We start from the raw sequence: 13,168 nt of genomic DNA, 5'->3' as shown, positions 1-13,168 counted from the left end.
CCCACCGCACCGACTGCCAGCAGTGAATGAGAGCCCCGTGGCACACGAGCACGACACGACCGCGACCGACGCCTCCTCGGCCACCCCGCCCCACGACGGTGTGCCCGAACGCGAGTACGACGTCGCCCGCCTGCAAGAGAAGTGGCAGGCCCGGTGGGACGCCGAGCAGCCGTTCGTCGTCGACCCCGACGACAAGCGCCCCCGCAAGTACATCCTCGACATGTTCCCGTACCCCTCGGGCGACCTGCACATGGGTCACGCCGAGCAGTACGCGCTCGGCGACATGGTGACGCGGTACTGGCGCCAGCAGGGCTTCAACGTGCTGCACCCGATCGGCTGGGACAGTTTCGGCCTGCCCGCCGAGAACGCGGCCATCAAGCGCGGCGTCGACCCCCGCGAGTGGACCTACGCCAACATCGCGCAGCAGAAGCAGAGCATGAAGCTCTACGCCCCCTCCTTCGACTGGAGCCGGGTGCTGCACACGAGCGACCCCGAGTACTACAAGTGGAACCAGTGGTTGTTCCTCGAGATGTACAAGAAGGGTCTGGCCTACCGAAAAGACAGCTGGGTCAACTGGGACCCGGTCGACCAGACCGTGCTCGCCAACGAGCAGGTGCTGCCCGACGGCACGAGCGACCGGTCGGGTGCCGTCGTGGTCAAGAAGAAGCTGACGCAGTGGTACTTCAAGATCACCGACTACGCCGACCGCCTGCTCGACGACCTCAACCAGCTCGAGGGCCGCTGGCCGACCAAGGTCCTCAACATGCAGCGCAACTGGATCGGCCGCTCGATCGGTGCCGACGTGCACTTCACGATCGAGGGCCGTGACGAGAAGGTCACGGTCTTCACCACGCGTCCCGACACCCTGTACGGCGCGACCTTCATGGTCGTCGCCCCCGACTCCGACCTCGCGGCCGAGCTCGTGGCCGACGCGACGGACGACGTCAAGGCGACCTTCGCCGAGTACCTCGTCGAGGTGCAGAAGGCGACCGAGATCGAGCGCCAGTCGAGCGAGCGCCCCAAGACCGGCGTGCCGCTCGGCCGGGTCGCGGTCAACCCGCTCACCGGTGACCCGATGCCGGTCTGGGCCGCCGACTACGTGCTGGCCGACTACGGCCACGGCGCGGTCATGGCCGTGCCCGCGCACGACCAGCGCGACCTCGACTTCGCCCGCAAGTACGACCTGCCGGTGCGCGTCGTGGTCGACACGAACGCGCCCGTCACGGGTGTGATCCCCAAGCTCGAGCTCGACGAGGACGGCCAGGCGATCCTGCCCGACGACCTGCCCGACCTGAACCCCCGCGAGACCGGCGTGGCCCTCACCGGCGACGGCCGACTGATGAACTCGGGCGCCCTGACCGGCCTCAGCAAGTCGAACGCGATCAAGCGCGTCGTCGAGCTGCTCGAAGCGTCCGGCGACGGCAAGGCGGCCAAGACGTACCGCCTGCGCGACTGGCTGATCTCGCGCCAGCGTTTCTGGGGCACGCCCATCCCGATCGTGCACGGCGCCGACGGCGTCGAGGTGCCGGTGCCCTACGACGAGCTGCCGGTCCGGCTGCCGTCGACCGAGGGGCTCGACCTCAAGCCCAAGGGCAGCTCGCCGCTCGGTGCCGCCGAGGACTGGGTGAACGTGCCCGACCCGCGCGACGGGTCGCCGGCGCGCCGCGACGCCGACACGATGGACACGTTCGTCGACAGCTCGTGGTACTTCCTGCGGTTCCTCGACCCGACCGACTCCGACCGGGCCTTCGACCCGGCACAGGCCAGCAAGTGGGCCCCGGTCGACCAGTACGTCGGAGGCGTCGAGCACGCCATCCTGCACCTGCTCTACGCGCGCTTCATCACCAAGGTGCTCTTCGACCTCGGCCACGTCGACTTCACCGAGCCCTTCAGCGCGCTGCTGAACCAGGGCATGGTGCTGCAGGACGGCGCGAAGATGAGCAAGAGCAAGGGCAACGTCGTCAGCCTCTCCGACGAGATCGACAAGCACGGCGTCGACGCCATCCGCCTGACGATGGCCTTCGCCGGCCCGCCCGAGGACGACATCGACTGGGCCGACGTCTCGCCCGCCGGCTCGGCCAAGTTCCTGGCTCGGGCGTTCCGTCTCGCGAGTGACGTCGACAGCTCGCGCGACGTGGTGTGGGCCGACGGCGACCAGGCCCTGCGCCGCGTGACGCACCGGTTCCTCGCCGAGGCCCCGGGGCTCAGCGAGGCGTTCAAGTACAACGTCGTCGTCGCGCGCCTGATGGAGCTCACCAACGCCGTTCGCAAGGCGATCGACTCGGGTCCCGGCGCGTCCGACCCGGCCGTGCGCGAGGCGACCGAGACCGTCGCGCTGGGGCTGTCGTTGTTCGCTCCCTACACCGCCTCCGAGATGTGGGAGAAGCTCGGCTACGACGGCGGTGCCCTCGCCACGTACGGCTGGCGGAAGGCCGATCCGACGCTGCTCGTCGAGACGAGCGTCACCGCGGTCGTCCAGGTCAACGGCAAGGTGCGCGACCGGCTCGAGGTGTCGCCCAAGATCGGCTCCGACGAGCTCGAGGCGATGTCGCGCGAGTCCGCGGCCGTGCAGCGCGCGATCGGTGACAAGCAGATCGTCAACGTCATCGTGCGGGCGCCGCGCCTCGTGAACATCGCGGTGAAGTAGCCGTCCGGGGGCGCGTCTCGTCCCCACCCCGCAGACGGCCGTCCTGGTTCCCCAGGGCGGCCGTCGTCGTCCGTGCCGGCGGTCGCGCGCTCGTACCGTGACGGGTCATGACCGTCAGCTTCCGCACCGCCGTCGACCCGTCCGAGCCGGGTGGTCCGCGATGGCGCGTGGGGCTCGGCGCGGTCGTCGTCCTGCTCTTCGTCGTGCTGGCGGTGAGCGTCGCCGTGTCGGCGTTCGCCACCCGAGGAGGCGCGGCGGACGAGCTCGTGACCGTCGAGCCGAGCACCGGGGCCGAAGCCGGCGCAGGGGCCGGCACCGCGCCTCCCGGGGGTGCCTCGGTCGTCTTCGTGCACGTGCACGGCCGGGTGGCGGCGCCCGGCCTCTACGAGCTGCCGCACGGCGCCCGCGTGGTCGACGTGGTCGCCGCGGCCGGCGGGTTCACGGCCGAGGCCGACCAGGCGGCCGTCAACCTCGCGCGGGTGCTCGTCGACGGCGAGCAGCTCCGGGTGCCGGCCGTGGGCGAGAGCGTGGACGACGGGGTGGCGGGCGGTGGTGACGCGGCGGCGGGTGGACCGGCGGCCGGGGGTGGGGCGGCACCCGGTGGTGGGGGAGCGGTCGATCTCAACCTCGCGGACGACGCGGCGTTGCAGACCTTGCCCGGGGTGGGCCCGGCGACGGCGGCGGCCATCCTGGCGTGGCGCGACGAGAACGGGCGCTTCCGCAGCGTCGACGACCTGCTCGGCGTGCCGGGCATCGGTCCGAAGACGCTCGAGACGCTGCGCGACCGGGTGCGGGTGTGACACCCGGTCGCGTCCTCGACCTGCGGCTCGGGGTGCCCGTGGCCGTGGCGTGGGTGGGGCTCGCGGTCGGCTCGACCCGGCCCGGGCTGCTGCCCGTCGTGACGGCGGTCGCCCTCGTCGTCTGCGTCGTCTCGGTCGGACTCGTGGTCGTGGCGCGGGTGGGCGTCCTGGCCGCCGGGCAGGTGCTGCTGGTGGTCGCCCTGAGTGCCGGGGCGTGCGCCGGACTCACCGGCCAGGCGGCGGTGCGCGACGACCGCCGCCACCCGTCGGGGCTCACGACCTCGGTCGGGCACGCGGTCACCGTCGAGGGGCGACTGCTCGACCGGATCGAGGGGCGGGCCGACGTCCTGACCATGTCGGTCGACCGCCTCGACGTCGGCGCGGGGACCGTGGCGCTCGGGGCTCGTGTGCCGGTGCGGGTGTTCGGGGCGCGACTCGACGGTGGCGGCTCGGTCGAGATCGGGGCCGGCGTCTCGGCCCGGCTCGTGCTGGCCCCGGTGAGGTACGGCGAGTCGGTCGCGTTCGAGGGGCGTGCGGTCGAGCCGCTCGGCGTCCACGCCGAGCCCGGACGGGCGTCGTCCTGGTCGAACGGGCTCCGGTCGGCCTTCCGCGCCGTGGCCGCGGGTCTGCCGGGCGACGGCGGGGCCCTGCTGCCCGGGCTCGCCATCGGCGACACGTCGGGTGTGCCCGACGACCTCGACGACGACATGAAGCAGGCGTCGCTCAGTCACCTGACGGCCGTGTCCGGGTCGAACTGCGCGGTGCTCGTCGCGCTCGTGGTGCTCGTCGGGTCGTTGCTGAAGGTCCCGCGGTTGTTGCGGCTCGGGGCGGCCGTCGTCGTGCTCGTCGCGTTCGTCGTGCTCGTCACGCCCGAGCCGAGCATCGTCCGGGCCACCGTCATGGCGGTGCTCGTCCTCGTGCACCTCGCCGTCGCCCGACCGATCGCCGGCGTGCCCGTCGTCGCGCTGGCGGTCGCCGGGCTGCTGTTCACCGACCCGTGGTTGGCCCGCGACCTCGCCTTCGTCCTGTCGGTCCTCGCGACGTCGGGGCTGGTCGTGCTCGGCGGGCCGCTGACCGCCCTGCTGGCGCGCCTCGTGCCCGAGCCGGTGGCGGCGGCCCTCGCCGTGCCCACGGCCGCGCAGCTCGCCTGCCAGCCCGTGCTGCTCGCCCTCGAACCGAGCATCGCCCTACACGGCGTCGTCGCGAACGTGCTCGCCGGCCCGGCGGCTCCGGTGGCGACCGTGGGCGGGCTCGTCGTCTGCGTGCTCGCGCCCTGGGTGCCCGGGGCGGCCACGGCCGTCGCCTGGGCCTCGTGGCTGCCGTCGTCCTGGGTGGCGGCCGTCGCCCGGTCGGCGGCGAGCTGGCCGGGCACGCGACTCGGGTGGGACGCCTCGGCGCTCGGCGTCGCCTCTCTGGTCGGCCTCACGGCCCTCGTCGTCGTCGCCGTGGTGGCCCGGGCCCGGGGGCGCACGCGAGCCGTGGCGGCGACGCTGCTGGTGGGCGTCCTGGTGGCGACCGTCGGTGTGGTGGGTGGGCGCACCGTGGTGACCCGCGCCTCCGTGCCCGACGACTGGGTCGTGGCCCAGTGCGACGTGGGACAGGGCGACGCCGTGCTCGTGCGCAGCGGACCGGCCGTCGCCCTGATCGACGTGGGCGACGACGAGGCCGCCCTCGACCGATGCCTCTCGACGTTCGGCGTCCCGCACGTCGACCTGCTCGTGCTCACCCACTTCGACCGCGACCACGTCGGGGCGATCGACTCCGTGGTCGGTCGGGTCGGCACGGCTCTCGTCGGGCCCGTGGGGCGCTCGGACGACGCCGGGGTCGTGACGGCGCTGCGCGACGGTGGTGCCGAGGTCCAGGAGGCGCGGGTCGGCACCCGAGGGCGTCTCGGCCAACACACGTGGCGGCTGCTCTGGCCGCCGGCCGACATCCCCGCCGGCAACGACGCGAGCCTCGTGCTGCGCGTCGACCCCGGCGCGGCCTGCCGGGTCGGATGCCTCTCGCTGCTGGCCCTGGGCGATCTCGGCGAGACGGCGCAACGCCGCCTGGCCTCGTCGCCCGACGGTGAGGAGGGGCTCGGGAGAGTCGACGTCGTGAAGGTCTCGCACCACGGGTCGGCGGACCAGCACGCCGAGCTGTACGAGCGGGTGGCGGCCCGCGTCGGGCTGATCGGCGTCGGGGCCGACAACTCGTACGGGCACCCGACCGACGTCGCGCTCGACCTGGTCCGGCACGGCCGGGGAGTCGTGGTCCGCAGCGACGAGGCCGGTCAGGCCGCGGTCACGCCCGTCGACCGTGGGGACGGCGACGTCGCCCTGCGGATCTGGCGGGAGCACGCGGGGCCCCGGGACCGTGACGACACGTCGGGCACGTCGGTGGCGTCCTCTAGCATCGGAGGTGGCGCGGCGGGCCCCGCGTCCGTGGGACGACGTCCGAGAGGCAGCATGGCAGCGCGAGCGAGTGGCAAGACGGCGAAGAAGGCCTCGGTCGCGATCGACCAGGTGGGGTGGGACAGAATCCGACCCGCGGCCGTCGTGCTGGTGAGCGGGCCCGAGCAGTTCCTCGCCGATCGTGCCTCGCGCCAGCTTCGCGACCAGCTCGCCGCCGAAGACCCCAGCCTCGAGGTGCACGACCTCGAGGCCGACCACTACCAACCCGGCGAACTCGTGACACTGGCGAGTCCGTCGCTCTTCGCCGAGCCGCGTCTCATCCGCGTCTCGAACGTGGAGAAGTGCACCGATGCGTTCCTCACCGAGACGCTGCGCTACCTCGAGACGCCCGCCGACGACACGACGCTGGTGTTGCGCCACGGGGGCGGGGTCCGCGGCAAGAAGCTGCTGGACGCCGTCCGGGGCGGCACCGGCGGCGGCCTCGAGGTCGTCTGCGCCGAGCTCAAGAAAGACACCGAGAAGCTCGCGTTCGCGGCCGCCGAGTTCGCCGCCGAGCGACGACGCATCTCGCAGGGGGCCCTGCGGGCACTGGTCACGGCCTTCAACGACGACCTGGCCGAGCTCGCCAGCGCCTGCCAGCAGCTGATCAGCGACGCCGCGGCCGAGATCACCGAGGCCACCGTCGAGAAGTACTACTCGGGCCGGGTCGAGACGAACGCCTTCAAGGTGGCCGACGCGGCCATCGCCGGTCAGCAGGGCGAGGCGCTCGTGCTGCTCCGCCACGCGTTGTCGACCGGGGCCGACCCCGTGCCCGTGGTGGCGGCGTTCGCGATGAAGATCCGCACGATGGCCAAGCTGCAGGGTTCCTACGGCGGCTCGGGTCAACTCGCCTCACGCTTCGGGCTCGCCCCGTGGCAGGTCGAGCGGGCGCAACGAGACCTCCGTGGCTGGTCCGAGGACGGGCTGGGTCGGTGCATCGAGCTGCTCGCCGAGACCGACGCGGCCGTCAAGGGCGCCGAACGCGATCCGGTGTACGCACTCGAGCGGATGGTGACCATGATCTCGACGCGCGGTGCCCTGCTGTCGTGAACCGCGCCTCCTGACCGTCCGGGCGTCGATCCCGCCGGCGTCCGGGTACGACGAAGGCCCCGTCTCGATCGAGACGGGGCCTTCGTCGTCGAGCCCGGGGGCTCGGGGGAGGGGAGCCTAGAGGGCGCCGACCTGCTTCGCGATGGACGACTTGCGGTTCGCGGCCTGGTTCTGGTGGATGACGCCCTTGCTGGCGGCCTTGTCGAGCTTCTTCGACGCGAGGAGCAGAGCCGAGGTGGCCTTGTCCTTGTCGCCGGCGGCGATGGCCTCGCGGGTGGCGCGGACGGCGGTCTTGAGCTCGCTCTTGACGGCGCGGTTGCGGTCCTGGGCCTTCTTGTTGGTGCCGATGCGCTTGATCTGCGACTTGATGTTTGCCACGTGAACTACTTTCTGGATTCTGTGTCTCGGACGGGTGTGCGCCAGCCGAGCGTCCGACCGACGTGAATCGGTGGACCCGGTGCTGCCGCCGGTGATGGCCACCGGAGCGGCTCTCGGCTGCGATCGCGTTCCGCCACTGCAGACGTAACGCGCAAGCCAACAGGCAACGTTACCAGCAGCAGGCCCGACTCTCAACGAGCGTCGGCCCGACGGCGTGCCGTGTCGTGCGTAGTACCGTGCCATCATGCCCCAGCTCGCGCCCCACATGACCACCGTGCCCGCGTCCGGAATCCGTCGGGTGTTCGAGCTGGCGGCGCAGCTCGACGGTGTCGACATGCTCGTGGTGGGCGAGCCCGACGTTCCCGTCGCCCGCCACATCGCCGACGCCGCGCGCCGCGCCTGGGCCGACGACCGCACCGACTACACGCCGAACGGTGGCATCCCCGCCCTGCGCGAGGCGCTCGTGGCCAAACTCGCCCGCGAGAACGACGTGCACGTGGACCTCGAGCAGGTCTGGGTCACCGTCGGCGGGACGCAGGCCCTGCACCAGACGATGGGACTCCTGCTCGCGGCGGGTGACGAGGTCCTCGTGCCGGACCCCGGCTACACGACCTTCACGATGAACGCCCACATGCTCGACGCCGTGCCCGTGCCCTACACGCTGGCGCCCGACCTCGACTTCCGCCCCGACCTCGACGAGCTCGAGAACCTCGTCGGGGACCGCACTCGCGCCCTGATCGTCAACAGCCCGTCGAACCCGCTCGGCGTCGTCTACCCCGAAGAGACGCTGCGGCGCCTGCTGGACTTCGCCCGCCGACACGACCTCTGGGTGATCAGCGACGAGGTCTACGAGTACTTCACCTACGGGCTTAAGCACGTCAGCCTCGCCTCGCTCGACACCGACGACCGGGTGTTCAGCGTCTTCTCGATGAGCAAGACCTACGCCATGACGGGCGTACGGGTCGGCTACCTCGTGACGCCGAAGGGCCTCGCCGAGACGATGCGCACGGTCCAGGAAGCGGCCATCAGCTGCGTCGCCGAGCCCGACCAGCACGCCGCCCTCGCCGCCGTCACGGGGGATCATCAGCCCGTGGCCGACGCCCGCGAGCACTACCGGAGCAACCTCGACCTCGCCACGGCGCTGCTCGCCGAGCGGGGCATCCGGTACCTCGAACCCAGCGGCGCCTTCTACCTCTGGATCGACGTGAGCCACGCCTCGCAGGGCGACGTCGCCGGGTGGGCCGAGCGGTTCCTGCTCTCGGAGCGCGTTGCGGTCGCACCGGGCAGCGCGTTCGGCCGCAGCGGCGAGGGGTGGATCCGCGTGTGCCTCGCGTCGTCGCCCGAGGTGATCACCCGCGGTCTCGGCAAACTGCCCGCGCCGGGCGACCCCCGCTGAGATCCGGGGGTCAGCCCCCTGGGGTCGCGGTGAGGGGCTTCCTAGGCTCGGAACATGACGAACCAACCCGTACACACCACCGTCTCCGCCTCCACCACCGGCGTCCGCTCGCCCCTCGCCGTCTGGAGCCTCGTCCTCGGCCTCGCCTCGATCGGCTTCGGCTTCACCTTCGTCGTCCCGATCGCCGGCCTCGTCCTCGGCATCCTGTCCCGCCGTCGTGAGCCCGAGCGTCGCACCATGGCGCTCGTCGGCATCATCTCGTCCGCCGTCATGCTCGTCGGCACGCTGATCGCCCTGTTCATCGGCCTGGCCGTCGTCGGCGGCGCGGGCGTCATCGCACTCCTCCCCGGCACCGCCGCCTGACCCGCGGCCCCGCCGACCGGTCCGCTCCGCCCCCGCCGACTCCGCAGCCCGGCCCGCCCCTCCCGCGTCGGCAACTCCTGCCCGCCGTCGCAGCCCGAGCGGCGGATCGGGGAGGCGCGGTGTCGTCCGCGGCACCGGGCAGGAGTTGCCGAGGGGCGGGCTCCGCGCGGCCCGACGCCCGATCCGTCGCCCGGGCGTGGGAGAATCGTGCGGTACCCCCGCCCACCACCCCCAGAGGATCGTGTGAGTCCCCAAGCAACCCGCGCACTCGAGCCGGCGTCGACCGAGCCCGAGTCCCTCCGCAACTTCTGCATCATCGCGCACATCGACCACGGCAAGTCGACCCTGGCCGACCGCATGCTCGGCATCACCGGCGTGGTCGAGTCGCGCGCGATGCGTGCCCAGTACCTCGACCGCATGGACATCGAGCGCGAGCGCGGCATCACGATCAAGAGCCAGGCCGTGCGCATGCCGTGGGAGCGCAACGGCGAGACGTTCGCGCTCAACATGATCGACACCCCCGGCCACGTCGACTTCAGCTACGAGGTCTCCCGCTCGCTGGCCGCCTGCGAAGGCGCGATCCTGCTGGTCGACGCGGCGCAGGGCATCGAGGCCCAGACCTTGGCGAACCTCTACCTGGCACTCGAGAACGACCTCGAGATCATCCCGGTGCTCAATAAGATCGACCTCCCGGCGGCCGACCCCGACAAGTACGCCGCCGAGCTGGCGGGCCTGATCGGCGGCGACCCCGCCGACGTCCTGCGGGTGAGCGGCAAGACCGGCATGGGCGTCGAGGAGCTCCTCGACCGCGTGGTCGATCGCATCCCCTCGCCCGTCGGCGTCAAGGACGCACCGCCCCGCGCGATGATCTTCGACTCGGTCTACGACAGCTACCGCGGCGTGGTCACCTACATCCGCATGATCGACGGCACCCTGCACCCGCGCGAGAAGGTGCAGATGATGTCGACGAAGTCGACGCACGACATCCTCGAGATCGGCGTCTCGTCGCCCGAGCCCGTCCCCAGCCAGGGTCTGTCGGTCGGCGAGGTCGGCTACCTCATCACCGGCGTGAAGGACGTCCGCCTCTCGAAGGTGGGCGACACCGTCACGACGTCGGCCAAGCCCGCGACCGAGGCCCTCAGCGGCTACACCGAGCCGCTGCCCATGGTCTTCTCGGGGCTGTACCCGATCGACGGCAGCGACTACCCCCTCCTGCGCGAGGCGCTCGACAAGCTCAAGCTGTCCGACGCCGCGCTGGTCTACGAGCCCGAGACCTCGGTGGCCCTCGGCTTCGGCTTCCGATGCGGGTTCCTCGGCCTGCTGCACCTCGAGATCGTCACCGAACGCCTCGACCGCGAGTTCGGCCTCGACCTGATCACGACAGCGCCGAGCGTCATCTACGAGGTCACCACCGAAGACAAGAAGACCGTCACGGTCACCAACCCCAGCGAGTTCCCGGGGGGCAAGATCGCCAGCGTCAGCGAGCCCATGGTCAAGGCGGGCATCCTCGCGCCCAAGGACTACGTCGGCGTGATCATGGAACTCTGCCAGCAGCGCCGCGGCACCCTGCTCGGCATGGAGTACCTCGGTGAGGACAGGGTCGAGATCCGCTACGCGATGCCCCTCGGCGAGATCGTGTTCGACTTCTTCGACAGCCTCAAGTCGAAGACCGCGGGCTACGCCAGCCTCGACTACGAACCCATCGGCGACCAAGAGGCCGACCTGGTCAAGGTCGACATCCTGCTGCAGGGCGAACAGGTCGACGCGTTCAGCGCGATCGTGCACCGCGACAAGGCCTACGCCTACGGGGTCCTCATGACGGGTCGGCTGCGCGAGCTCATCCCGAGGCAGCAGTTCGAGGTGCCCATCCAGGCCGCCATCGGTGCCCGGATCATCGCCCGCGAGAGCATCCGCGCCATGCGCAAGGACGTCCTGGCCAAGTGCTACGGCGGCGACATCTCGCGCAAGCGCAAGCTCCTCGAGAAGCAGAAAGAGGGCAAGAAGCGCATGAAGACCATCGGTCGGGTCGACGTGCCCCAAGAGGCCTTCATCGCCGCCCTCAGCGGCGACGTCGAGAAGAAAGACAAGAAGTAGGGCGCATGCGTCGAGCCACCCACACCGAGACCCGCACGACCTACGGCGAGGTCGGGGCGACGCAGGCCCCCGACCTCATGCAGTACCCGCCGAAGGGCTTCAAGCCGGCCGAGTACCGTGCCCGCGTCGGCCACGGCGACGCCCGCTTCGCCGCGGCCTGGATCGCCACCATGACCTGGCAGATCCAGGAGCGCAGCGGCATCCGCGTCCGGGTCGACAGCGTGCCGCCGGCCGACGAGAGCGAGTACACGCCCGTCCAGTTCGACGAGCACGGACAACCGGTCGACGCGGCCGAGTGGGCGACCGCGCGCGACGAGTCGCGGTACTCGCCCGACGGCACGCCCTTCCTCACGGCGGGCACGACGGCCACGCTCAGCATCGAGGCCTACGGGCGCACGGTCGAGGCGCCGGTCCGCGTCGTCTACGTGATCGACGAACCGAAGCGCAAGGGCTTCGCGTACGGAACCCTCGACGGCCACCCCGAGAGCGGCGAGGAGTCCTGGATCGTCGACCAGACCGACGACGGTTCGGTCTGGCTGTCCATCCGGTCGTTCTCGAAGCCGTCGAGCGCGAAGTGGCGCCTCGTGGCCCCCTTCCTGCGGCGCACGCAGGCGCAGTACACGAAGCGGTACCTGCGGGCCCTGAGCCTCAACGACAAGGGCGAGCAGACCGACGAGGTCGTCGTCGTCGAGGACACCGAGGCCGGGGTCGGCGATCCCCGCGGTGACGACCGGCCCCCGACCGGCCCGCGCGGCGACGCTTCGGGAACCGGCGCCTGACGGTGCCCGGAGCCCTTCCCCTCGGCGATCCCGCCCCCGCCGACGGCCGTCTGCCCGAGACCGTCGCGGTCGGCGCGCACGACCGCAACTTCGGGGTCTACCTGCACGTCCCGTTCTGCCGCGTGCGCTGCGGGTACTGCGACTTCAACACGTACACGGGCGACGAACTGCGGGGCGCACGCCGGGACGATTACGCCGGGCAGGCCGTCGCCGAGATCGAGCTCGGGGGCCGGGTGCTGCGCGAGGCGGGGCTGCCGCCGCGCCGCGCCTCCTCGGTGTTCTTCGGCGGGGGCACACCGACGATGCTGCCCTCGGGCGACCTCACGTCGATGCTGCACGCGATGGTCGACACCTGGGGTCTCGAGCCGGGTGCCGAGGTGACGACCGAGGCGAACCCCGACTCGGTCGACGCCGTGTACCTGCAGCAGCTCGCCGACGCCGGGTTCACGCGCGTCAGCTTCGGCATGCAGTCGGCCGTGCCGAGCGTGCTCGCCACCCTCGAGCGCACGCACGATCCCGAGCGCATCCCGTTCGTGGTGCGCTGGGCCCGCGACGCCGGGCTGGACGTCAGCCTCGACCTCATCTACGGCACGCCCGGCGAGACCCTCGACGACTGGAGGCGTTCGCTCGACGTCGCCCTGGAGCAGCAGCCCGACCACCTCTCGGCCTACTCGCTGATCGTCGAGGACGGCACGAAGCTCGCCCGCCAGATCAAGCGCGGCGAGGTACCGATGCCCGACGACGACACGGCGGCCGACATGTACGAGATCGCGGACGACCGGCTCGCCGCGGCCGGGTACGACTGGTACGAGGTGAGCAACTGGTCCCGTGGTCTCGAACACCGCTCCCGACACAACCTGGCCTACTGGCAGGGCCACGACTGGTGGGGCGTCGGCCCGGGCGCGCACAGCCACGTCGGCGGCGTCCGCTGGTGGAACGTCAAGCACCCGGCCGCGTACCAGCAGCGCATGGCCGCGGGTGAGTCGCCGGCCGCCGGTCGCGAGACCCTCGACGACGAGACCCGTCGGGTCGAGCGTGTCCTGCTCGGGGTGCGCATCCGCGAGGGGCTGCCGACCTCCGAGCTCGACGACGACGGTCGCCAGGCGGTCGCCGGACTCATCGCCGACGGCTGGGTCGAGGGGCGCCCGGCCCTGCAGGGTCGCGTGGTGCTCACCCGCGAGGGTCGCCTGATGGCCGACGCCGTCGTGCGACGCCTGCTGCCCGACTGA

At 71.8% G+C, this 13,168-nt stretch carries 9 protein-coding genes and 1 pseudogene; 9 read left to right on the top strand and 1 reads right to left on the bottom strand.

Annotated features, from left to right (window positions below):
* The first annotated feature begins 100 nt into the window (after nucleotides 1-100).
* The 4 genes and pseudogenes from leuS (at nucleotide 101) to holA (ending at nucleotide 6,929) form a co-directional block, all read left to right on the top strand.
* Nucleotides 101-2,647, top strand: a complete 2,547-nt coding sequence (gene leuS / locus BIV04_RS02365) for a leucine--tRNA ligase (protein ID WP_255364149.1) — start codon at nucleotides 101-103, stop codon at nucleotides 2,645-2,647.
* A gap of 107 nt (nucleotides 2,648-2,754) precedes the next feature.
* Nucleotides 2,755-3,447, top strand: a complete 693-nt coding sequence (locus tag BIV04_RS02360; RefSeq protein WP_071253793.1) for a ComEA family DNA-binding protein — start codon at nucleotides 2,755-2,757, stop codon at nucleotides 3,445-3,447.
* Between the two features lie 353 nt (nucleotides 3,448-3,800).
* Nucleotides 3,801-5,228, top strand: a pseudogene (locus tag BIV04_RS17375) (ComEC/Rec2 family competence protein); the annotation flags it as partial.
* 666 nt (nucleotides 5,229-5,894) lie between these two features.
* A complete protein-coding gene (holA, locus tag BIV04_RS17370) occupies nucleotides 5,895-6,929 on the top strand; it encodes a DNA polymerase III subunit delta (RefSeq protein WP_071254676.1) in 1,035 nt (344 codons plus the stop codon).
* Nucleotides 6,930-7,046: 117 nt separating this feature from the next.
* On the opposite strand, the gene rpsT is transcribed toward holA, so the two are convergent.
* On the bottom strand, nucleotides 7,047-7,307 hold the full coding sequence (gene rpsT / locus BIV04_RS02350; protein WP_043596189.1) for a 30S ribosomal protein S20: 261 nt from the start codon (nucleotides 7,305-7,307) through the stop codon (nucleotides 7,047-7,049).
* Between the two features lie 244 nt (nucleotides 7,308-7,551).
* Here rpsT and BIV04_RS02345 point away from each other — a divergent pair, with 244 nt between their 5' ends.
* From BIV04_RS02345 to hemW, 5 genes are all read left to right on the top strand, one after another.
* The gene (locus tag BIV04_RS02345) at nucleotides 7,552-8,703 is read left to right on the top strand and encodes a pyridoxal phosphate-dependent aminotransferase (RefSeq protein WP_071253790.1); all 1,152 of its coding nucleotides are present in this window, start codon (nucleotides 7,552-7,554) and stop codon (nucleotides 8,701-8,703) included.
* Between the two features lie 54 nt (nucleotides 8,704-8,757).
* Complete coding sequence (locus BIV04_RS02340; RefSeq protein WP_071253788.1) at nucleotides 8,758-9,066, top strand: DUF4190 domain-containing protein; 309 nt, start codon at nucleotides 8,758-8,760, stop codon at nucleotides 9,064-9,066.
* A gap of 243 nt (nucleotides 9,067-9,309) precedes the next feature.
* Complete coding sequence (lepA, locus tag BIV04_RS02335; protein WP_056045691.1) at nucleotides 9,310-11,160, top strand: translation elongation factor 4; 1,851 nt, start codon at nucleotides 9,310-9,312, stop codon at nucleotides 11,158-11,160.
* Between the two features lie 5 nt (nucleotides 11,161-11,165).
* A complete protein-coding gene (locus tag BIV04_RS02330; RefSeq protein WP_071253786.1) occupies nucleotides 11,166-11,939 on the top strand; it encodes a DUF1990 family protein in 774 nt (257 codons plus the stop codon).
* A gap of 2 nt (nucleotides 11,940-11,941) precedes the next feature.
* Nucleotides 11,942-13,168 (top strand): radical SAM family heme chaperone HemW, encoded by a 1,227-nt coding sequence (gene hemW / locus BIV04_RS02325; protein ID WP_071253784.1) that lies wholly within the window; start codon nucleotides 11,942-11,944, stop codon nucleotides 13,166-13,168.

The sequence above is a fragment of the Frigoribacterium sp. MCBA15_019 genome (assembly GCF_001864945.1).
Taxonomy (GTDB): Bacteria; Actinomycetota; Actinomycetes; order Actinomycetales; family Microbacteriaceae; genus Frigoribacterium.
This window is presented reverse-complemented; position numbering and strand designations above follow the sequence as displayed.

Excerpts from the sequence above, each read along its gene's own strand:
- holA (WP_071254676.1), top strand. The coding sequence starts at position 5,895 with ATGGCAGCGCGAGCGAGTGGCAAGACGGCGAAGAAGGCCTCGGTCGCG.
- BIV04_RS02345 (WP_071253790.1), top strand. The coding sequence starts at position 7,552 with ATGCCCCAGCTCGCGCCCCACATGACCACCGTGCCCGCGTCCGGAATC.
- BIV04_RS02330 (WP_071253786.1), top strand. The coding sequence starts at position 11,166 with ATGCGTCGAGCCACCCACACCGAGACCCGCACGACCTACGGCGAGGTC.
- BIV04_RS02360 (WP_071253793.1), top strand. The coding sequence starts at position 2,755 with ATGACCGTCAGCTTCCGCACCGCCGTCGACCCGTCCGAGCCGGGTGGT.
- BIV04_RS02340 (WP_071253788.1), top strand. The coding sequence starts at position 8,758 with ATGACGAACCAACCCGTACACACCACCGTCTCCGCCTCCACCACCGGC.